This is a genomic window from Micromonospora sp. GCM10011542, from assembly GCF_042650685.1.
Lineage (GTDB): Bacteria > Actinomycetota > Actinomycetes > Mycobacteriales > Micromonosporaceae > Micromonospora.
Genome location: NZ_JBHSBO010000007.1, coordinates 127,895 through 147,944, shown reverse-complemented (window position 1 = coordinate 147,944; position 20,050 = coordinate 127,895). Strand labels below are relative to the sequence as shown.

The 20,050-nt window shown below is 75.0% G+C and carries 16 protein-coding genes; 5 read left to right on the top strand and 11 right to left on the bottom strand.

What is annotated here, in order from left to right; translation table 11 throughout:
* The first annotated feature begins 107 nt into the window (after positions 1 to 107).
* Positions 108 to 395: a DUF6458 family protein gene (locus ACFOW4_RS02225; protein ID WP_377523937.1), complete on the top strand. Its 288-nt coding sequence runs from the start codon at positions 108 to 110 to the stop codon at positions 393 to 395.
* 90 nt (positions 396 to 485) lie between these two features.
* Here the strand turns inward: ACFOW4_RS02225 and ACFOW4_RS02220 are convergent, their stop codons facing one another.
* Positions 486 to 1,163: a hemolysin III family protein gene (locus tag ACFOW4_RS02220; RefSeq protein ID WP_377523935.1), complete on the bottom strand. Its 678-nt coding sequence runs from the start codon at positions 1,161 to 1,163 to the stop codon at positions 486 to 488.
* A 107-nt stretch (positions 1,164 to 1,270) separates the two neighbouring features.
* On the opposite strand from ACFOW4_RS02220, the gene ACFOW4_RS02215 reads away from it, so the two are divergent.
* The 3 genes from ACFOW4_RS02215 to ACFOW4_RS02205 are packed head-to-tail and all read left to right on the top strand — an operon-like array spanning position 1,271 to position 3,511.
* A complete protein-coding gene (locus ACFOW4_RS02215) occupies positions 1,271 to 1,924 on the top strand; it encodes an allophanate hydrolase subunit 1 (RefSeq protein WP_377523933.1) in 654 nt (217 codons plus the stop codon).
* On the top strand, positions 1,822 to 2,778 hold the full coding sequence (locus ACFOW4_RS02210) for a biotin-dependent carboxyltransferase family protein (protein ID WP_377523976.1): 957 nt from the start codon (positions 1,822 to 1,824) through the stop codon (positions 2,776 to 2,778). Before ACFOW4_RS02215 ends, ACFOW4_RS02210 begins: the two co-directional genes overlap by 103 nt.
* A complete protein-coding gene (locus tag ACFOW4_RS02205) occupies positions 2,762 to 3,511 on the top strand; it encodes a LamB/YcsF family protein (RefSeq protein ID WP_377523932.1) in 750 nt (249 codons plus the stop codon). Before ACFOW4_RS02210 ends, ACFOW4_RS02205 begins: the two co-directional genes overlap by 17 nt.
* 54 nt (positions 3,512 to 3,565) lie before the next feature.
* Here the strand turns inward: ACFOW4_RS02205 and ACFOW4_RS02200 are convergent, their stop codons facing one another.
* From ACFOW4_RS02200 to ACFOW4_RS02170, 7 genes are all read right to left on the bottom strand, one after another.
* Entirely contained in the window at positions 3,566 to 5,398 is a 1,833-nt protein-coding gene (locus ACFOW4_RS02200) for an NHL domain-containing thioredoxin family protein (protein ID WP_377523930.1), read from the bottom strand.
* A 97-nt stretch (positions 5,399 to 5,495) separates the two neighbouring features.
* Positions 5,496 to 8,279, bottom strand: a complete 2,784-nt coding sequence (locus ACFOW4_RS02195) for a hypothetical protein (protein ID WP_377523929.1) — start codon at positions 8,277 to 8,279, stop codon at positions 5,496 to 5,498.
* Positions 8,280 to 8,624: 345 nt separating this feature from the next.
* Positions 8,625 to 8,762: a hypothetical protein gene (locus ACFOW4_RS02190; protein ID WP_363762950.1), complete on the bottom strand. Its 138-nt coding sequence runs from the start codon at positions 8,760 to 8,762 to the stop codon at positions 8,625 to 8,627.
* A 221-nt stretch (positions 8,763 to 8,983) separates the two neighbouring features.
* Positions 8,984 to 10,465: a dihydrolipoamide acetyltransferase family protein gene (locus ACFOW4_RS02185; protein WP_377523974.1), complete on the bottom strand. Its 1,482-nt coding sequence runs from the start codon at positions 10,463 to 10,465 to the stop codon at positions 8,984 to 8,986.
* Positions 10,466 to 10,470: 5 nt separating this feature from the next.
* Positions 10,471 to 11,460, bottom strand: a complete 990-nt coding sequence (locus tag ACFOW4_RS02180) for an alpha-ketoacid dehydrogenase subunit beta (RefSeq protein WP_377523927.1) — start codon at positions 11,458 to 11,460, stop codon at positions 10,471 to 10,473.
* Positions 11,460 to 12,635, bottom strand: coding sequence for a pyruvate dehydrogenase (acetyl-transferring) E1 component subunit alpha (pdhA, locus tag ACFOW4_RS02175; protein ID WP_377523926.1), 1,176 nt, complete (start codon positions 12,633 to 12,635; stop codon positions 11,460 to 11,462). The genes ACFOW4_RS02180 and pdhA overlap by 1 nt, the downstream gene beginning before the upstream one ends.
* A 642-nt stretch (positions 12,636 to 13,277) precedes the next feature.
* Positions 13,278 to 14,000, bottom strand: a complete 723-nt coding sequence (locus tag ACFOW4_RS02170) for a hypothetical protein (protein ID WP_377523925.1) — start codon at positions 13,998 to 14,000, stop codon at positions 13,278 to 13,280.
* Between the two features lie 536 nt (positions 14,001 to 14,536).
* Between ACFOW4_RS02170 and ACFOW4_RS02165 the strand changes: the two genes are divergently transcribed.
* The gene (locus ACFOW4_RS02165; protein ID WP_377523923.1) at positions 14,537 to 15,160 is read left to right on the top strand and encodes a phosphatase PAP2 family protein; all 624 of its coding nucleotides are present in this window, start codon (positions 14,537 to 14,539) and stop codon (positions 15,158 to 15,160) included.
* A gap of 73 nt (positions 15,161 to 15,233) precedes the next feature.
* Here ACFOW4_RS02165 and ACFOW4_RS02160 read toward each other — a convergent pair whose 3' ends face one another.
* From ACFOW4_RS02160 to ACFOW4_RS02150, 3 genes are read right to left on the bottom strand one after another with little or no spacing between them, the layout of a single operon-like run.
* Positions 15,234 to 16,457: a hypothetical protein gene (locus tag ACFOW4_RS02160; protein WP_377523922.1), complete on the bottom strand. Its 1,224-nt coding sequence runs from the start codon at positions 16,455 to 16,457 to the stop codon at positions 15,234 to 15,236.
* A 53-nt stretch (positions 16,458 to 16,510) separates the two neighbouring features.
* Positions 16,511 to 18,196 (bottom strand): GTPase, encoded by a 1,686-nt coding sequence (locus ACFOW4_RS02155; RefSeq protein WP_377523920.1) that lies wholly within the window; start codon positions 18,194 to 18,196, stop codon positions 16,511 to 16,513.
* Complete coding sequence (locus ACFOW4_RS02150; protein WP_377523919.1) at positions 18,193 to 20,037, bottom strand: ABC transporter; 1,845 nt, start codon at positions 20,035 to 20,037, stop codon at positions 18,193 to 18,195. Before ACFOW4_RS02150 ends, ACFOW4_RS02155 begins: the two co-directional genes overlap by 4 nt.
* Positions 20,038 to 20,050 lie beyond the last annotated feature (13 nt).

The following is a 20,050-nucleotide window of genomic DNA, read 5'->3' as shown; positions in this document are numbered from 1 at the left end:
CAGCTTGCCCGATTGGCGATCTCCGTGCCGGGGTAAGTCCAGGGGTGCCGCATCCGCACCGACGGCCGCGGCGGGACGTACGCCAGCTTCGAGCCGAGGAGCGAGACATGGGCATTGGTGCCAGCATTTTCCTGATCGCGCTGGGCGCGATCTTCGCATTCGCCGTGGAGGCCGACCTGGGCTGGCTGGACCTCTCCGTGGTCGGCTGGGTGCTGATGCTCGCCGGCGTGGCGGGCCTGCTCACCACCCTCTACTTCTGGAACAGCCGTCGCCGTCCGGTGGTCGCCGCGCCCGTCCGCGAGGACCACGTGGTGGCCGAGCGGGTCGTGCCGGTGCAGGATGACCAGGTCACGCGGGAGTACCGCGAGGTGCGCCGCCCCGGGCGCCCGGTCTGACGTCGTCGCGTGGTCCGGGGTCCCGCAGTGTCGCGGGGCCCCGGATTCCGTCTGTGCGGCCCACCTGGCCGCGCCGGAGGGCGGGCGGTCTCAGGCGAAGAGCGCGAAGTAGATCGCGATGTGGTGGCAGATCGCGGCCACCAGCGTGCAGGCGTGGAAGAACTCGTGGTGGCCGAAGATGGTCGGCCACGGATCGGGCTTGCGCAGCGCGTAGAAGACCGCGCCGACACTGTAGATCGCCCCGCCGATGATCAGCAGCACCAGCGCGGCGACGCCGCCGCGGTGCAGGATCTCCGGCAGCATCGCCACCGACACCCAGCCGAGCGCCAGGTAGAGCGGAGCCGAGACCCAGCGCGGTGCGTGGGGCCAGGCCATCTTCAGCGCCACACCGGCCAGCGCGCCGCCCCAGACCAGGGCGAGCATGACGGTGGCCGGCCGAGGCGTGAGCAGCAGCGCGCAGAACGGCGTGTACGTGCCCGCGATGAACACGAAGATCATCGAATGGTCCATGCGGCGCATGATCTGGTACCCGCGCTCCGACCACACACGACGGTGGTAGAGCGCGCTGGTGCCGAAGAGTCCACAGACCGTCAGGCTGTAGACGACGCAGCTCACCAGGGGTGCCCAGCCCGGCCGGGTGGCGGCGATCGAGCAGAGCACGATGCCGCAGACCAGAGCGGCGAAGAACGCGTACGTGTGCAGCCAGCCGCGCATCCGGGGCTTACCGATGTCGACCGGCTTGAGTCGAAGCGGAGCGGAGGTGGTCACGCCATCAGGTTACGGCACCGTAGGTTACTTGCAAGTAGTGCGGCTGGTGACTCCCGGCACCGCCGTCGTGAACACCACTGCCGGCCGGCGTCGGCGAGGATGGCGGAATGCGGATCCGACCCGTCGGGGCGCACGCCCTGCTGCTCGACTGCGCGGAACCCGACCCTCCAGCCGACGTGCCCGTGGCCGCCCGGGTCGAGGCGTGGCGGGCGGAGCTGTGGCGGCGCCGCGAGGGCGGCGAACTGGCCGCCGCCGAGATCGTGCCCGCCGCCAGCACGGTCCTGCTCGACGGCCTCCCCGACGCCGACGCCACCGCCGGGCTGCTCGTCCGCTGGGCAACCACCGTCGCTGCCGCCAGCGCCGATGTCCGCCCGCCCGACGGCGCGGAGGTCGTGGTGCCGGTCGAGTTCGACGGGGCGGACCTCCCCGTGGTGGCCGGGCACTGGGGGGTCGACGTGCCGGCCGTGCTGCGCCGGCTGACCGGCACCGCCTTCCGGGTGGCCTTCTGCGGCTTCGCTCCCGGGTTCCCGTACCTGACCGGGCTCCCCGCCGACCTGGCGCTGCCCCGGCTGGCCACCCCGCGCCCCCGGGTGCCGGCCGGGTCGGTCGCCCTCGCCGGCCCGTACGCCGGGATCTACCCCGGAGCGTCCCCGGGTGGCTGGCTGCTGGTCGGCCGGACCGATCTGGTGCTTTTCGACGTGCGCGCCGACCCGCCGGCCCGGCTCGGGCCGGGCACCCGGGTCCGGCTGGCGACGGCGTGACCGGCGAGATCGAGGTGCTCCGCGCCGGGGCGCTCACCACCGTGCAGGACCTGGGCCGGCCCGGCTGGGCGCACCTCGGCGTTCCCCGCAGTGGCGCCCTGGACCTGGCCGCCCTGCGGCTGGCCAACCGACTGGTCGGCAACCCGGAGCGGGCCGCGGGGCTGGAGATCACCCTGACCGGGTGCGAGCTGCGGTTGACCCGGGCCACCACCGTCGCCGTGACCGGCGCCGAGGTACCGGTCACCGCCGGCGCCCGGCCCGGCGACACCGGACGGCCGCTCACCGTGCCGGCCGGGACGGTGCTGCGGATCGGTCCGGCCCGCCACGGGGTACGGAGTTGGCTGGCCGTGGCGGGTGGGATCGACGTGCCCCCGGTGCTGGGCAGCCGCGCCACCGACACCCTCTCCGGGCTCGGCCCACCTCCGCTGCGCGACGGCGACCGGCTGCCGCTCGGCGCCCCGCTCGGCGGCCCCGCACCGGTGGACCTGACCGTCCCGGAGCGACCAGCGGCAGAGCTGCACCTGACCCTGCTCGCCGGCCCCCGCGAGGACTGGTTCACCCCGACGGCGCTGGACCGGCTGCTCGGCACCGCGTACACCGTGAGCCCGGTGAGCAACCGGGTCGGTGCCCGACTCGCCGGCGCGGCCCTGCCCCGCGCGGTCGCCGGCGAGCTGCCCAGCGAGGGGATCGTGCTCGGCGCGGTGCAGGTGCCGGCGGACGGGCAACCGCTGATCTTCCTCGCCGACCATCCGACCACCGGCGGATACCCCGTCGTCGGGGTGGTCGCCGACGTGACCCCGCTCGCGCAGGCCCGGCCAGGTACTACCGTCAGATTCCATGGACCTCAACGCTGACCTGGGCGAGGGATTCGGCATCTGGCGGCTCGGTGACGACGAGGCGCTGCTGAACCTCGTCACCTCCGCCAACGTCGCCTGCGGCTTCCACGGCGGCGACGCACCCACCATGCGCCGGGTCTGCGCGGGCGCCGCCCGGCGGGGCGTCGCGGTGGGCGCGCAGGTGGGCTACCGGGACCTGGCCGGCTTCGGTCGCCGACACATCGCGTACGACTTCGCCGAGCTGCGCGACGAGGTGACCTACCAGCTGGGGGCGCTCGCCGCGTTCTGCCGGCTGGCCCGCACCGAGGTCCGCTACCTCAAGCCGCACGGCGCGCTCTACCACGCGGCCAGCACCCAGGAGGCCCAGGCGGCGGCGCTGGTCAGTGCCGTCTGCGACTACGACCCGGAGCTGCCGGTGCTCTGCGCGCCCGGCTCGATGCTCGCCCAGCTCGCCGTCGGCGCCGGGCTACGGGCGGTCGCCGAGGGCTTCGCCGACCGGGGCTACCTGCCCAACGGCACCCTGGTGCCCCGCGGTGCCCCCGGCGCGCTGATCACCGACCCGGAGCAGGTAGCCACCCGCGCGCTGCGGATGGCCACCGAGCGGACCGTCGTCGCGGTCGACGGCACCGTCGTTCCGTGCCCGGTGGAGTCGATCTGCCTGCACGGCGACACCCACCACGCGGTCGCCGCCGCCGAACTGGTCCGCGCCACCCTGATCGACGCCGGCGTGCCGCTCGCCCCGTTCGCGTGAAAGGAAGGGCCCCTTGTTATCGGATTTTGTTGTACAAGGGGCCCTTCCTAACAGCTAGGCGTCCAGGCCGCGCAGCACCAGGGGGAGCCGGGACGCGCCGGAGTCGACGACCCGCACGGGTACGCCCCAGTCCTGTCGCGTCAGGTGGCACGCGGCGTGCTCGACGTCCGCGTCACAGGTGGCCGCCTGCGCGGTCACCTGGAGCACGCCACCGCCCACCTCGCCGTTGAGCACCAGCCGGCGGGACAGCTCGGTGGTCGTGCCCGCTCCCTCGATCAGCAGCTCGGGCGGAGAGGCGGAGACCACCACGCGGGTCGACGGACCGTACGTCTCGTCCAGCTTCTGCCCCGGCGCCGGCGTGAAGACGATGTCCAGGGTGACCTCGCCAGCGCTGACGTCGGTCGGCTTGCGCTCGGTACGGTGCCGGGGTCCGTCCACCGTGCTGGCGCCCGCCGCGGACAGCGCGCCCGGGGCGAGGCGGGTCAGCCGGTGCGCGGCGGACTCCACCACCAGCACCTCGCCGGCCGGCGTGAGCACCAGATCGCTCGGCTCGGCCAGCCCGTCGGCGACCGTGGACACCTGGTTGGTGTCCGGGTCGAAGCGGCGTACCGCGCCGTTGTACGTGTCCGCGATCAGCACCGAACCGTCCGGCAGCGCGCACACCCCCAGCGGGTGCTGAAGCAGCGCCGACTCCGCCGGCCCGTCCACGTGCCCGAAGTCGAAGAGCCCCTGCCCGACGGCGGTGCCCAGCACCCCGTTCTCGATGTACCGGACGGCGCTGGTCTCGCTGTCGGCGATCCAGAGCCGGGCGCCGTCGGCGGAGACGGAGAGCCCCGAGGGCTGGGCCATCCACGCCTCGGCCAGCGGCCCGTCGCGCAGCGCCTCGACGGTGGTGCCGGCGTACGTGCCGGCGGTCCGCTTGATCGGGTCGAACCACCAGAGCTGGTGGATGCCGGCCATCGCGATGATCAGCTTGTCGTCGTACCAGGCCAGGTCCCACGGGGACGAGAGGTCGACGGCGAGCGCGTCGTGCGCGTGGTCGTCGACCGTGGCACGCCACTGCCGCCCGGTGCCGGCGATTGTGACCACCTCGCCGGTCTCCAGGCGTACGCCGCGCAGCAGGTGGTTGACCGTGTCGGCGACCACCAGGTCGTAGCCGGCCACCTCGGCGACGTGCGCGGGCAGCAGACAGACCCCCTGCGGTTCGGAGAAGGTCGCCACCGCGGCCGGACCGTCGGCCCGGCCCCGCTCACCCGAGCCGATCCGGCGCACCGGCGTCTCACCGTCCGCGGCCACCTCGACCAGCGAGTGCCGGGCCGAGTCGGAGACCAGCAGGTTGCCGCTCTCCAGCAGTACGGCCTTGCCGGGGAAGCGCAGCGTGGTCTCCGGCGGCGGGGGCGGGACGTACGGGCCGTCGCCGCGGTGCAGGGTGCCCTTCGCGTCATGGGTGGCGATGAGGTCGTCGATCAGCCGGGCCAGTCCCTCGGCGTGCCCCTCGCCGGCCATCGTGGCCACCACGTACCCCTCTGGGTCGATCACCGACAGGGTCGGCCAGGCCCGGGCCGCGTACTGCTGCCACATCTCCAGGTCGGCGTCGTCGAGCACCGGGTGGTGCACCCCGTACCGCTCCACCGCCGCGGCCAACGCGTCGGCGTCCTTCTCGTGCTCGAACTTCGGCGAGTGCACGCCGATCACGACGAGTACGTCGCCGTACTTCTCCTCCAGCGGACGCAGCTCGTCGAGGACGTGCAGGCAGTTGATACAGCAGAAGGTCCAGAAGTCAGCCAACACGATCTTGCCGCGGAGGTCGGCGAGCGTGAGATCGCGTCCACCGGTGTTCAGCCAGCCCCGACCGCGCAGCTCGGGGGCCCGTACTCGTGCGCTCATGACCCCATCGTGCCTGACCACCGGCCGCCCATCGGGCGGAGGGGCCGCAACGACGACGGCGGGGCCACGGTCGCCCGTGACCCCGCCGTCGTGTCGTCTACTTGTTGGCCGGCTTGAGGCAGAGCACCCGGTTGGTGCCCTCACCGGGCAGCACCACGTACGGCTGGGCCGGGTCGGCGCACTTGTCCTTGGCGTCCACCTTCGAGACGATCGTGAACGCGTCCGCCTCGCCGCAGTCCGCCGCCGACGCGCCCTGACCGGACTGCTTCACGCAGGTGCCGACAGCGGGGTCGAAGGCCGGAGCCGCGTCCTCGCCGCCGAACTTGCCGAGCAGCATGAGCAGGCCGAGCGGCACGGCCAGGATGAGCACCGCGGCGACCAGCACCGCGGCCAGCACCCGACCGTTGCGCACCTTCGGCACCGGCGCCTCTGCCTTCGGCTCCGGATCCGGCTTGAACGCGTCGAACCGGCTCTGGTCCGACTCCGAGGGCTGCTGGCCCCAGGAGGGCGCCGGCTGCTGGGGCGCTGGCGGGAAGCCGCCGCCCGGCTCGGCCGACGGCCCGGGGCCGAAGCCGGGCCCGCCGTGGGCCGCCCCGGCGGCAGCCGGGGATACGGGGCCACCGAAGTGGTCGGCCGGACGCTCGCCACCGGACTGCGGCCGGACCCCGTTCACCGGCCGGTTGCTGTTCGGCGCGTCGACGAAGGACGGCACGCCGGGCGGGAACGCCGGCGGGGCGGACGCGGTGGCCTCGGGGAAGCCGTTCGGAGTTGCCGGTCGGTCGCGGTCGTCGAAGCGCGGGTCGGACTCGCCACCCCAACCCGGGCCGGCCTGCCGCTCCGGCCCCTGCTGCCAGTCCGGCGCCTGCTGCCAGTCCGTCCCGCCCTGCCGGTCCGAGCCGTTCTGCCGGTCCGAGTTGTCCTGCCAGTCGGGACCGTTCTGCCAGTCCGGTCCGTTCTGCCGGTCGGGTGCCTGCTGCCAGTCCGGTCCGTTCTGCCGGTCCGGTGCCTGCTGCCACTCCTGGGCGGCCCGCCGCTCCGAGCCGGGACCGCCGTGGAACGCCGCCGGCTCGGCCTGCTCCGGCTCGTTCTCCGGCTCGGGCTGGGCCGGGCGGCCGTACACCCGGGGCTGCGGCGCGGGCGCGCCGGCCGGGCGCAGGGCCTGGTCGGTCGGGGGCATGACCCGGCTGGCCAGCGGCACGGATGCGCTGGCCGAGGCGCGGCCCGCCGCCACGTCCGCCTCGGGCTGCTGCGGTACGGCGGCACGGGCCGCCGCACCGGATTCCGGGGAGGTACGCGGGGCGGGCAACACGGCCGCACCCGATGCGGGCTCCTCGCCGCGACCCCAACCGGCCTGCTCCGCCTCGTACTGCTGGGCGGCGTCGGGCTCCTCGTAGGCGGGCTGCGCGGGGGCCGGGGTGTACGGAGCCGGCGGCGCGGCAGCCAGGCTGGCGCCCGGCACGCGCTGCTCCTGCGGGGGCAGCGGCACCGCGTTGGCCGGCGAGATGCCCGGCGCGGGCGCGGGCTGGTAGACCGGCGCGTCCTCGCCCCGGTCGTGCTCCCAGCCACCGCGGGACTGGGCCGGGACCTCCGCCTCGGCGCTGCCCCACGCCTCACTGGCCGCCCACGGCTCGACCTCGGGTACCGCGCCGACGCGCGGCGCCTGGTTGTCCTGTGCCGCCCAGGCGGGCGTGCCATCGGTGCCGGGCACGCTGGCGCTGGCCCGGACCGGCGTCCCGTTCGGCTCCGGCGGGCTCCACGCGGCCGGCTCCGGCTGGTCCTGCGGCGCGAGTACCCAGTCGGGCTGCTGCGGGCGGGCCTCCCCGCCACCTCGGGCGGCGGGCGGTGCGGCCTCGTCCTGCGGCCCGGGGGCGCCGTTGCCCCAGGCTGCGGGCTGCGCCGGCTGCTGCTGGGCAGCCCACCCGCCGGAGCGGGCCGGGTCGTCCTGGCCGGGCCAGTTGGACGCCGCCGGTGCCGGCACCTGGGCGGCGCCGCGGGCGGCCGACTCACGCTGCCCCTGGCCGGGCTCGGCCGGGTCGCCCTGGGCCCAGCCCGGAGGCGACTGCTCAGGCGCCGTCCAGGCGGGCTGGTCGTCCCGTCCGGCGCCGCCGACCGCCCACCCGCCCGAGCGGGCGGGGTCGTCCGATGGGGAGTCGACGGTCCAGCCGCCGGAGCGGGCGGGATCGTCCTGCTGGGCCGCGCCAGCGCCCCAGCCACCGGCCTGCGCCGGCTCGGGCTGCTGCTGCTCGGCGCCGGTGCGCCAGTCACCCGCGGCCTGGTCCGGCTGCCCAGCGGTGCCCCACCCGCCGGAGCGGGCCGGGTCGTCCTGCTGGGGAGCGGCGTCGGCGTGCCACCCGCCGGAGCGGGCCGGGTCGTCCTGGGCGGGCCAGGCGGCGGTGGCGGGCGGCACCTGCGCGGCGCCCCGGACGGCCGGTTGGGTCTGTGCCCAGCCGGGCTGCTCCGGCGCACCGGCGTTGCCGGCCCAGGTCGGGCCGCCCTGCTCCGGTGCCCAGCCCTGCTGCTGCGGCGGCCCACCCCACGGGGCCGGCTGCGGCGACTCGGGTGCGCCGCCGGTCCAGGCGGCGGGCTGCGGCGGCTCGCTCGTGCCGGCACCGCTGGCCCAGGCGGGCTGTGCCGGGTCGTTGGCCTGCGGTGCGGCTGCGGCACCCCAGGTCGCGGCCGGCGGCTGGTCCTGCTGGTTCGCCCAGGCGGGGGCGGACGGGTTCGGCCGCGCTGGCGGCGGGGGCGCCCATCCCAGGTCGGGTCCGGCGGCGCCGTAGCCGTTGTCCGGCTGCGCCGGGCGGTCGCCGTACGGCGCCGGTCCGGCGCCCGGTGACACCTCGTCCGGCTCCTGGCCGGTGCGGTGCGGGCCCTCGGACGTCATGGGTGCGCCTCCTCCATCACATGTCGGCCGCCGGTGCCGATCGGTCTCCTCGGCATGGCTGCCGGCGTTGCCGGCGTACCGGCCGTGCCGGCTCCCCGCACCGTATCCGGTGGTCGCGCGGCTGCGTCCGGGGAGCACCGGTCGTCACTGCGCGTTGCCGTTCGGTGTCGAGGAGCTTCTATCGGCTCGACACTGACCGGGCCGGCGGGCGGCGACCGAAGCCCACCGTACCGGGCGCTGCGGCGGGGCGGAATCCCGGTGTCAGGCGGTGGCGAAACGCCGATGGCCCACCCGGCGAGCCGGATGGGCCATCGATCTGGAGGAGATGAGGAATGTCGTGGAGCGTCAGCTCATGTGACGCTGGGCGATGGCGAGGATCTCGTCACGGACCGCCGGCGAGTTGGCGCTGCGCAGCGCGTGCTCGATGGCACGGGCGCGGCGGGTGGCGTCGCGGCGGTTGCGGATTCGCTCGATCATGCTCATTGGTGGTCTCCTCCTGGCTATTCGGTTGTCAGCCCCTTGATGCCTCTATTCAACCGCAGAACGCGGCCAACTTCCATCGATTATTAGGTGAGCTGGGACACCCGCCTAACAATCAAAGGTGAACGGGCCTGGCCGCCGACGTTTCCGTCGTCCAACAGACACGGCCGGTGTGCCGGGCGTTAACCCGTGGCACACCGGCCGTGGCTGGCGTTCCTCCGCCGTCAGGTCCAGGCGAGCAGCGCCGCCTCCGGGTCGGCGAGGAAGTCGCCGATGTCGCGCAGGAACTTCGAGCCCAGCTCGCCGTCGATGATCCGGTGGTCGAAGCTGAGACCCAGCGTCGTGACCTGACGTGGCTTGACCTTGCCCTTGTGCACCCAGGGCATCTCGCGCACCGCGCCGAAGGCCAGGATCGCCGACTCACCCGGAGGCAGGATCGGCGTACCCGTGTCCACCCCGAACACCCCGACGTTGGTGATGGTCAGGGTGCCGCCGGACATGTCCGCCGGCGAGGTACGGCCCGACTTCGCCGTCTGCACCAGGTCGTTGAGCGCGTCCGCCAGCTCTCGCAGCGAGAGTCGGCCGGCGTCCTTCACGTTCGGCACGATCAGGCCGCGCTCGGTGGCCGCCGCGATGCCGAGGTTGACGTACTCCTTGACCACGATCTCGTCGCCGGCCCAGGTCGAGTTGACCATCGGGTGGCGCTTGACCGCCAGCAGCACCGCCTTCGCCACCAGCAGCAGTGGCGAGACCCGTACGTCGCGCCACTCCCGCCGGCCGCGCAGCCGCTCCAACGCCTTCATCGCCCGGGTCACGTCGACGGTCAGGAACTCCGTCACGTGCGGGGCGGTGAACGCCGAGCGGGACATGTTCTCGGCGGTGAGCTTGCGTACCCCCTTGACCGGGATGCGCTGCTCGCGGTCCGCGCCGAAGCTCGCGCTCGCCGTGGCGGGTGCCGTGACGGTCAGTGGCTGGGCTGCGACCGTGGTGCCGCTCGCCGCCCGCTGCACGTCCTCCCGGGTGATCGAGCCCAGCGGGCCCGACCCGGTCAGCGTCGCCAGTTCGACGCCCAGGTCCTTGGCGAGCTTGCGTACCGGCGGCTTGGCCAGCACCGCCCCGGTGGTCGGACCGTCGTGCCCGTTGCGGGCCGGAGCGACCACGGGGGCCGCGGCCACCGGCTGCGGGGCCGGCGCGACCGGCTGCGGCGTCGCCGCCGGAGCCGCCGCGGCCTGGGCCGGGACGGCACCCTTGCGCGGGCGGCGCTTCGCCGCGGTGGTACGCGGGCCGTAGCCGACCAGCACCGCGGTCCGCCCGCCCGGGGCCGGACCACCGATCAGGCCCGGCTCCACCATGCCCTCGGCCGGTGCCACCTCGACGGCGGCCAGCGAGGCGGCCGACGGGGTGGGCAGGTCGCCGCCGGAAGTGGCGGTGGTCGACGGCGCGTCCAGCGGGCCGGCGCCGGGGTCGGTATCGATCGCGATGATCGGCGTGCCGACCTCGACCGTGGTGCCCTCCGGGTGGAAGATCGCCTGCACCTGGCCGGCCCACTTCGCGGGGATCTCCACGGCCGCCTTGGCCGTCTCCACCTCGACGATCGGCTGGTTCAGCTCGATGGTGTCGCCGACCTTGACCAGCCAGGACAGGATCTCGCCCTCGGTCAGCCCCTCGCCCAGGTCGGGCAGGTTGAACGTCTTTATCCGGGACATGTCGCTCACCAACCGAAGGTGCGGTCGACGGCGTCGAGCACCCGGTCGAGGTCGGGCAGGTACTCCTCCTCCACCCGGGCGGCCGGGTAGGGGGTGTCGAAGCCGGTCACCCGCAGCACGGGCGACTCCAGGGAGTAGAAGCACTCCTCGGTGATCCGGGCGGCCAGCTCGGCGCCGAGGCCGATGTTGGACGGCGCCTCGTGCACCACGACCACACGGCCGGTGCGCTTCACCGACTCGTACGCCGCGGTCAGGTCCAGCGGCGAGAGCGAGCGCAGGTCGATGACCTCCAGCTCCCGGCCGTCCTCGGCGGCGGCGGTCGCCGCGTCCAGGCAGGTCCGCACCATCGGGCCGTAGGCCAGCACGGTGACGTCGGTGCCGGGCCGCACGACCCGGGTCGAGTGCAGGGGGTACGCGTCGGACAGCGGCGCGTCCAGGTCGACCTGACCCTTCTCCCAGTAGCGCCGCTTGGGCTCCAGGAAGACGATCGGGTCGTCCGAGGCGATGGCCTGCTGGATCATCACGTACGCGTCCTGCGGGTTGGCGCAGGTCACCACCTTCAGGCCGGCGGTGTGCGCGAAGTACGCCTCCGGTGACTCGGAGTGGTGCTCGACCGCGCCGATGCCGCCGCCGAACGGAATCCGGATCACCATGGGGATGCTGAGCCTGCCGCCCGAGCGATAGTGCATCTTCGCCACCTGCGACACGATCTGGTCGTACGCCGGGTAGACGAAGCCGTCGAACTGGATCTCGCAGACCGGTCGGTAGCCGCGGATGGCCAGGCCGACCGCGGTGCCGATGATGCCGGACTCGGCCAACGGGGTGTCGATCACCCGCTGGTCGCCGAAGTCCTTCTGGAGACCGTCGGTGATCCGGAATACACCGCCGAGCTTGCCGACGTCCTCGCCCATGATGATGACCTTGGGGTCGTTCTCCAGGGCGCGGCGCAGACCGGTGTTGAGGGCCTTGCCGATGGTGAGCGTCTCCGTGGCCATCAGTGGGCGCTCCCCTCGAACGACTCCATGTACCGGCTGAACTTCGCGCGCTGCTCGTCGAGCAGCGGAGACCCGTTGGGATAGACGTGGTCGAACATCGTCACCGGCTCCGGGTTCGGCATCTCGAGCACCCGCTCGCGCAGGTGCACCGACTCACGGCGGGCCTGCTCGTCGACCTCGGCGAAGAAGCCGGCATCGGCGATCTGCTGCTTCTCCAGGAAGGCCTTGACCCGGGCGATCGGGTCCTTCGCCTGCCACGCCTCGACCTCGCTGGCGATCCGGTAGCGGGTCGGGTCGTCGGAGGTGGTGTGCGCGCCCATCCGGTAGGTGTACGCCTCGATCAGGCTCGGGCCCTGCCCGTGCCGGGCGTTGTCCAGCGCGGTGCGGGTGACCGCGTACGTGGCGAGCACGTCGTTGCCGTCCACCCGTACGCCGGGGAAGCCGAAGCCGGCGGCCCGCTGGTAGAGCGGGACACGGGTCTGCCGCTCCAGCGGCTCGGAAATCGCGTACTGGTTGTTCTGGCAGAAGAAGACCAGCGGCGCGTTGAACACGCTGGCCCAGACGAACGCCTCGTTCACGTCGCCCTGGCTGGTGGCGCCGTCGCCGAAGTAGGCGATCGCCGCCTCGCCGTCGTCGGTGCCGGTCTTGCCGTCGATGGTGATCCCCATCGCGTAGCCGGTCGCGTGCAGGGTCTGCGCGCCGATGACGATCGTGTACATGTTGAACTTGAACTCGTTCGGGTCCCAGCCGCCCTGGTCGACGCCACGGAACAAGCCGAGCGGCATGATCGGGTCGATGCCCCGGCAGTAGAGGACGCCGTGTTCCCGGTAGGTCGGGAAGGCCATGTCCTGGGTACGCAGCGCCCGGCCGGAGCCGACCTGGGCGGCTTCCTGCCCGAGCAGGCTGGCCCAGAGGCCCAGCTCGCCCTGGCGCTGGAGAGCGGTCGCCTCGGCGTCCAGCTTCCGGACCAGCACCAGGTCGCGGTAGAGACCGCGGTACTCCTCGTCGGTGAAGTCGACGCGGTACTCTGTGCCGTCCGGCCCGGTGGCGCTCTCGATGCGCTCACCGTCTGGGGTGAGTAGCTGTACCAGCTCGGGGTCGCCGGCCGCGCCCTTCCTGGAGCGGGGTGCCGCCCGCCTGCCGCGGGTGGTGACCCCGGGGTCGCCCTTTGCCATCCGTGTCTCCCTGTCGTGTCTGCGTCGGCACCGGGGGGTCACCCGGCCGCGCAACTCGTGCGCCTGTCCGGCTGCTGCCGGACCGGTTCCTGGCGGCCGCGCCTAGCCCCGGTGGGGGTTGCCGCGCGGCGTGAGCCGGATTCTGGCCGAACCCGGTTCGGGAGCGCCGGCGCTCACCGCGCCTGCCGCGAGGGTGCGCGGAGGTAGCGGCTGCGTTGCCGTCGTGCTCCATATTCGCAGAGGAGGTGAGCGGGCCCACAGTACGCCCGCCCCCCTTTCGGAGCCCGAGATGCTTCGCGGCCTTTGCCCACCTCGTTGCCATGCGCGGCGGGAGGGCTGCCCAGCGCTGATTCGTCACCGTTCGGCCAACTCTGCGTGTCGACACGCTGTGGAGGGTTGGCCAACGCAGCGTTACTGGGTCAGGCTGATGCCCGCAGGCTCGCGCCGATCGGGCAGTTTGCCGGGTTCTCCGTCGACGCGTGCCCTCCATGCTTGCTTGGCGGCCGACGACAGGAGGTGTGCGGTGCACGAGCCAGGTGACGGTCCCGGCCCGCCCGCGCTCGGCAAGCACCGGGCCACCGGCGGCTACCGCCGGGTGGTCGGCGTGCACCGCGCCCCCGGCTCCGGCGCCCCCACCCGGGGCTACCTGTTCACCGTCGCGCTGCTGGCCGGCACCGCCTCGATGCCGATCCTCGCCGCGATCAGCGCCGGCTCGGCCACCGTCGGCAGCACCGCGATGCCGGACAGCGGCACCCCGTTCATTCCCACCCCGTCGGTCGGCCCGGTGGTGCTCCCGCTGCCGGTGACCAGCCAGCCGGCGCTCCCCGTACCGACCCGACCCGGCCCGGTTGCGAGCGCGACCGGGGGCTGGCTGCCCTTCGCGCCCCGGCGCTCTCCCCAGCGGGCCGTGCGCCCGCCGGTCCTGGAGCCACGCCGGGGGGCGGTGCCCCCGCCAGCGCCCCACCCCACCAGCGGCGGCACACCGGCAGGACCCGCTCCCGCGCCGAGTCCGTCCCCGCCCGCCTCGCCCACCAGTCCGCCCGGCCCTGATCCGACCCCGACGCAGACCGCTCCGGCGACGCCGACGCCGACTGCGACCGGTTCCTCGACGGCGACCGCGACGCCGACTGCGACCGGTTCCTCGACGCCGACCGCGACGCCGACTGCGACCGGTTCCTCGACGCCGACCGCGACGCCGACTGCGACCGGTTCCTCGACGGCGACGGCGACTCCTTCCTCGACGGCGACGTCGACCCCGACCAGCAGGCTCTCCGCGCCGGCCCCAACCAGCACGCTCTCCGCGCCGGCCACCGAGCCCACGCCCGGACCGACCGTCCCTGGCGACTCGCCGTCGCCGGTCATCACGCCGGCGTCCCTCAGCCCGTCCCCTGCGCGCGGCGGCTCACCGGCCGCTCGCACCGGCGGCGTGCGCGGCGTGGTCCCTGTCGAGCTGCCCCACATCTGGGGCGATCGTTGAACGACTCCCGCGCCACCGACTGATGAGGCCGACGGCGACGCCCCGCTGCCGACTGGTGGGGCCGACGGAGACGCCCCGCCGCCGACTCGTGAACCGACGGAGACGCCCCATTTCTGGGGCAGCTCGACAGGGACCAAGGGGACATCGCCCGCTGGCCCGCCGGCCCGCTGGCCCGCCGGCCCGCTGGCCCGCCGGCCCGCTGGCCCGCTGGCCCGCCGGCCCGCTGGCCCGCCGGCCCGCTGGCCCGCCGGCCCGCTGGCCCGCCGGCCCGCCGGCCCGCTGGCCCGCCGGCCGTCGGCAGGCGGCGTGCCCGTCCGGAGGACCGTGGCGTAGTCGACCCCCGTCCCGTCGCGCCGGTCCCGGGCACCTCCCCCCGCCCACGGCGGTACGGTGACGATCAGACGGCGCGGAGGGGGGCGGTGGCGTGGGCGGCGGTGCGGAACCCCGCCCGGTCACCGCCAAGCCCGGCTCCGGGTTGCGGATCGCGCGGCTGGTCACCGAGCTGAGCGCCCCGGCCGTCCTGGTGTCACTGCTGATGGTCACCGTCGGCTGGCACAGCTCCCGGGGCACCGGTCACGGTCTCGCCTGGGGCCTGCTCGCCACGCTCTTCGTCACCGGAATCCCGTTCGCCTACATCGTCGGTGGGGTACGTCGCGGCCGGCTCACCGACCACCACATCGGGCTACGCGAACAGCGCCGGGTGCCGCTGCTGGTCGGCCTGGGCTCGGTCGCCGCCGGGCTTGCTCTGCTGGCCGTGCTCGGCGCACCCCGCCCGGTGCTGGCGCTGGCCGTGGCGGGTCTGGTCGGCCTGGTGGTCGCCGTGTCCGTCAGCCACTGGTGGAAGATGTCCATCCACTCGGCGGTGGCCGCCGGCATGGTGGTCATCCTGGTGCTGACCTTCGGGTGGCGGCTGCTGGTCGGTGTGCCGCTGCTGGCCGCGGTCGGCTGGTCCCGGGTCCGGCTGGGAGACCACACCGTGCCGCAGGTGCTGGCCGGCGGGGTACTCGGCGCCCTGATCGCCGGCGTGGTCTTCGGCCTGCTCCGCTGACCCGCCGACCGCCGACCGCCGACCGCCGACCGCTGGCCGTCAGGCGACGACCGCCGACCGCGGCCGCCGGCCGTCAGGCGCCGTCGTCGGCCAGGCGGTGCCGGTTGGCCTCGATCCAGGCGTCCAGTGCGGCCGGGTCGTCCGGGTCGACCCCGTCGGCCATCAGCTGAGCCACCGCCGCGGTGGCCGGGCTGCGCCGCTCGCCGGTCGAGTAGAGCCGGGCGAACTCCGGCACCATCTCCTCGATCGCCTCGTCGGTCTGTGCCGCCGCGGCCTCGGGCAGCCCTCGCTGGCGGGCCGCGTACCGGGCCCAGGCGCGCAGGACCCGGGGCAGCATGGCCGCGTCGTCCATGTCCAGCACCGCGCGCCGGTGCACCCAGTCCAGCAGGAAGAGCCCGGACACGGCGGGGCTCCACCGCATCGGGTCGGCGTCCGGGAAGGTCGCCGAGTGGTCCAGCAGCAGGCTCAGGCAGAAGTGCAGCGACGCCAGCTCCGCGCCGTCCACCGCGTCCAGCCCGAACCGGGCGGCCTCCGGGGCGGCCAGGAACCGTCGGACCAGGTCGGTGCGCTCGGCGGCGGACAGCGGCTCCACCTCGGCCGGTCCGGTCGGGTCGGTGCCGGCGGGGAGCACCGTCAGCCGGGCGCCGACCAGCGCGCGGTCCGTGGCGAGCGAGCCCTCCCCGGGCAGCTCGCCCAGGTCGTCGGTGACCGCCAGGTGCCGGGAAACCTCACCCCGCATCCGGGCCGGGTCCTCCTCGCGGAACCAGGTCAGCTCGTCGTCCGCGCACATCTGCCGGACCTGGTCCAGGATCCGTTCCGCCGGCCCGCCGACGAAGATGTCCTTGGTGATCCCGATGTTGTGGTCGACCAGGGCCACCAGGGCGTGTTCCGGGCCGCCGACGGTGTCGTCGTAGGCGAAGGTGGCGAGGTAGGAGGTCTGGTCGCCGTACACGTCGCCGTAGGCCCAGGTGCCGGTCAGGCGGACCCGGCCGAGCTGGTCGGACCAGACCGGCGCCTGACTGCCCGGGCGGACCCGGTCGGCGCCCTCGGCCTGCGGCACCAGCGCGGCGAAGACCTGCCGGATGGTGGTGGCCGCCGCGACCCGACGGCGGGCGGTGGCGGCGAGGAACCCGGAGACGAACTCCCGTACTGCGGTGTCCCGGTCGGTCTCCGCGATCGCGTAGACGCTGCCGAGCAGCGCGCTGCCGAGCATCTCCGCGTCCAGGGCGGAGTCGAGCTTGGTCACGTCGCGTGCGGCGTGCAGCACCGCGTCGTAGGGGGTCTGAGGCGTGGCCATGCACCGACCCTACGCCGCTTCGGGGCCGAGCAGAGGGGGAGCGAGCCCGGCCGTCAGCGCCGCGCGGCGTCGCGCAGCGCGTCCCGGGCCTGTGCGTAGGAGGCGAGCACGACGCGTACCGGGGCGAGCACGTAGTCTCCGCCCACCGCGGCCACCGCGACGGTCAACCGCTGTTCGGCGCGGCGCCGGACCCGGCGGGCGGCCCAGCGGACCACCGGTCGGGTGAGCGCCGCCACCAGCAGCCCGGCGAGCAGGCCACCGAGCAGCAGGACGGTGGGCAGCGGGACCTCCCCGACCATCGGGTTGTCCAGCGCGGGGAGGCCGAGCGCGCGTAGCGCGTACCCGAGCACCAGCCAGCCCAGGCCGACGACCGCTGCCACGGTGACCAGCCACTGCACGGCACCGACCAGCCGCCACCAGACCGGCCGGCGGTCCAGGCCGAGGTCGGTGCCGGCGACCGCGCGGTCCAGCGCATCGGGCAGGTCGCCGAGGCGGGACCGGGCGGCGGTGGTGACGGCGGCCGGCCAGGCGGCGGGCAGCCCGGCGGCGGCCCGGTCCGCCACGGCCCGGATCGCCAGCCCGAGGGCCGAACGCTGGGCGACCGTCGGGTCCGGCACCGAGGTCGCCGCGACCAGGCTCTCCGCCGGGTCGTCCCGGTCGCCAGTGGGGCCGGGCAGGTGCAGCCGGCGCAGCGGGTCGGGCCGCAGCCGCCGCCAACCCCGTACCAGCGGCCAGCCGGTGACCGTGCCGGCCCGGTGGCGGTACGCCCGTTCGGCCGCGTCGGCCACGGTCGGTACGCCGGCCGCGCCGGCCAGCGCCCGGTTCAGCGCGGCGACCGCGCCGTCGTCCGGCCCACCCGCCGGGCGGGCGGAGCCGACCAGTTCGTCCAGCCCGGCGACCACGGCGTCCACGTCGCCGGCGAGCCGGCGCAGCGCCGCCTGCCGCTCCGCCACCGTGCGCTCCAGAGCCGAGCGCAGCCCGACCATCCCGGCCGGGTCGATGGCGGTCGTGGCCAGCAGCGGCACGTCGCCGAGCCCGTCGGCATCGAGCAGTCGCCGTAGGTCGTCGAGGACCCGGGGCAGCTCGGCCGGGGGCAGCCGGTCGGCCTGGTTGAGCACGACCAGGGTGACGTCGCGGTGCCGGTGGAACTCGCGCAGGTAGCTGTCGTGGATCACCCGGTCGGCGTACTTCTGCGGGTCGACCACCCAGACCACCTGGTCGACCAGGCCGAGCAGCCGGTCCACCTCGAGCCGGTGGGAGCGCTGCACCGAGTCGAAGTCGGGCAGGTCGAGCAGGATCAGCCCGTGCAGCGCCGTCTCGTCGTCGGCGTCCAGCGCGCTCTCCCGGACGAAGCGGTGCCGGGGCAGGACGCCGATCCAGTCCAGCAACCGGGTCGCGCCCTCCAGCGGCCCCCACACGCAGGCGTGGGTGACGCCGGTGGTGGGGCGGCGCACCCCGACCGGCGAGAGTTCCAGCCGGGCCAGCGCGTTGAACAGGCTGGACTTGCCGCTGCCGGTGGCGCCGGCCAGGGCGACGACGGTGTGGTCCCGGGACAGCGCGAGCCGGGTGCCGGCCCGCTCGACCACGGTGTGCGCGGGCACCAGGTCGCCGTCGGGCAGCAGGCCGTCGACGGCGGCCAGGAAGCGGCGTACCGCGTCCAGGCGGGCGAGCAGCGCGTCGGGGTCGACCCGCTGGTCACCGCGGAACGCCTCGCGCACCCGGCCGACGATGTTGGTCACCGGGTACCCCTCTCGTCGGCGGCGGGCAGGTCGGAAGCGTCGTCTCCGGTCAGGCCGCTGCGGTGCCGGGCCAGCTCCACCCGGCCGGCGGCGCGGCGCAACGCGGTGCCGGCGTCCGCCTCCGGGCGGGCCTCGGCGGTGCGGATCAGGTAGCGGTCGGCCTCCGCGTCGAGCAGCGCCCGGACCCGGTCGAGCAGGTCGGCCCGGGCCTTGTTGGCCAGGGTACGGACCGCCTGGTCGCCGAAGATCGCCTGGAGCACGGCCTGCGCGGCCACGGTGGTGCCCGCGCCCGTGGCCAGCTCCAACCCGGTCGGGATGAACGCCGTCGAGGCGAACACGGCGATCATCACGGCCAGCCCGGTGGCGTTGACCGCGTACGCCGCGGTGCGGGCCACGAAGCGCTTGTCGCCGCCCTCGACCCGGACCAGCTCCAGCACACCGCGCTGCCAGTCCCGGACCAGCCGTTCGGCGCGCTCGGGCAGGTCGTCGGCCGGGTGGGCGAGCCCCGGTTCGAGCAGAACCGCCCCGGCCGGGTGCGCCTTCCAGGCGGTGTACGCGTTCTCCGCCGCCTCGGCGGACACCCCGCGCAGCAGCGTGACCAGCTGCGACTCGATGGCGTGGCGCAGCTCGGCGGCGGGTGCCGCCCGGCCGGTGACGGCGGCGACCACCCGGTCACGGAGCCGCCCGATCCTGGCCTCCAGGGTGCGGAAGAACTCGCCGGTGCCGACGAACTCCTGCCACCGGGCGAGCACCTCGCCGCGGAGCAGCCGGCCGTCCTGCAGCCCCTGCTCGACCGTGCGGTGCGCGCCCCGGTACGCGGCGCGGACCCGCTCGTCGAGCGCGTCGGCGGCGGTGACCTGCTCGTCGGCGGCGTCGGCCAGCTGCTCGACCGCCGGGTGCAGCGCGGCCAGCGCCCCGTCCAGGGTCTGCCGGACCACTGCCGACCGGGCGTCGGCGTCGGCGGCCAGCCGGGCGAACCAGTCGGCCAGCGGAGCGGTGACCCGCTCGGGCAGGAGCCCCTGGCCGTCGACCCAGGTCTCCGGCAGCACGAAGAGCGGGGCCCGCCCGAGGTCCTGTGCGGCGAGCATCTCCGACAGGTGGGTGGCGATCTCGTCGGCCGCCTCCGGGGGCACCCGGTCCAGCACCATGGCGATGACCGCGCCCCGGGCCCGGGCGCTGCGCAGCAGCTCCCAGGGCACCGCGTCGGCGTACCGGGCGGCGGTGGTGACGAAGAGCCAGAGATCCGCGGCGGCGAGCAGTTGGCCGGCCAGCGCCCGGTTGGCGTCGACCACCGAGTCGATGTCCGGCGCGTCGAGGAAGGCCAGGCCGGCCGGGAGCGCGGGGGCGGTGACGAGGTGCAGGGCCCGCGGGTCCTCGCTCGGCTCGGTGGTCCGGGTGAGCCCGGGCAGCAACTCGCCCTGACGGAACCAGGCGGCGTCGGACGGGTTGCAGACCAGCACCGGGGAGCGGGTGGTCGGCCGGAGCACCCCGGCGGCGCTCACCCGGGCCTTGACCAGGCTGTTGACCAGGGTCGACTTGCCGGCGCCGGTGGAGCCGCCGACCACCACGAGCAGGGGAGCGTCGAGCCGGGCGAGTCGGGGCAGCAGGTAGTCGTCGAGCTGGTCGGCCAGCCCCGCGGCGGTCTGCCGGGCGGGCTCGGCCGAGGGCAGCGCGAGGGGATAGCGGGTCGCGCCGATCGCGGCCCGCAGGCCGCCGAGCGCGCCGGGGAGGCTGTCGTCCCCGGTGGTCGCGGGCTGGTCCTCCGCGGCGTCCGAGGAGCCGGTGCGGGCTGCGACGGCGGGCGCGCCGGAACTGGTGGCGGAATCGCCTTGCGTCGTCACCGCTAAAGCGTGC

Coding starts and splice junctions, on each gene's coding strand:
- ACFOW4_RS02225 (WP_377523937.1), top strand. CDS start 108: ATGGGCATTGGTGCCAGCATTTTCCTGATCGCGCTGGGCGCGATCTTC.
- ACFOW4_RS02215 (WP_377523933.1), top strand. CDS start 1,271: ATGCGGATCCGACCCGTCGGGGCGCACGCCCTGCTGCTCGACTGCGCG.
- ACFOW4_RS02205 (WP_377523932.1), top strand. CDS start 2,762: ATGGACCTCAACGCTGACCTGGGCGAGGGATTCGGCATCTGGCGGCTC.
- ACFOW4_RS02200 (WP_377523930.1), bottom strand. CDS start 5,398: ATGAGCGCACGAGTACGGGCCCCCGAGCTGCGCGGTCGGGGCTGGCTG.
- ACFOW4_RS02195 (WP_377523929.1), bottom strand. CDS start 8,279: ATGACGTCCGAGGGCCCGCACCGCACCGGCCAGGAGCCGGACGAGGTG.
- ACFOW4_RS02190 (WP_363762950.1), bottom strand. CDS start 8,762: ATGAGCATGATCGAGCGAATCCGCAACCGCCGCGACGCCACCCGCCGC.
- ACFOW4_RS02185 (WP_377523974.1), bottom strand. CDS start 10,465: ATGTCCCGGATAAAGACGTTCAACCTGCCCGACCTGGGCGAGGGGCTG.
- ACFOW4_RS02180 (WP_377523927.1), bottom strand. CDS start 11,460: ATGGCCACGGAGACGCTCACCATCGGCAAGGCCCTCAACACCGGTCTG.
- pdhA (WP_377523926.1), bottom strand. CDS start 12,635: ATGGCAAAGGGCGACCCCGGGGTCACCACCCGCGGCAGGCGGGCGGCA.
- ACFOW4_RS02160 (WP_377523922.1), bottom strand. CDS start 16,457: ATGGCCACGCCTCAGACCCCCTACGACGCGGTGCTGCACGCCGCACGC.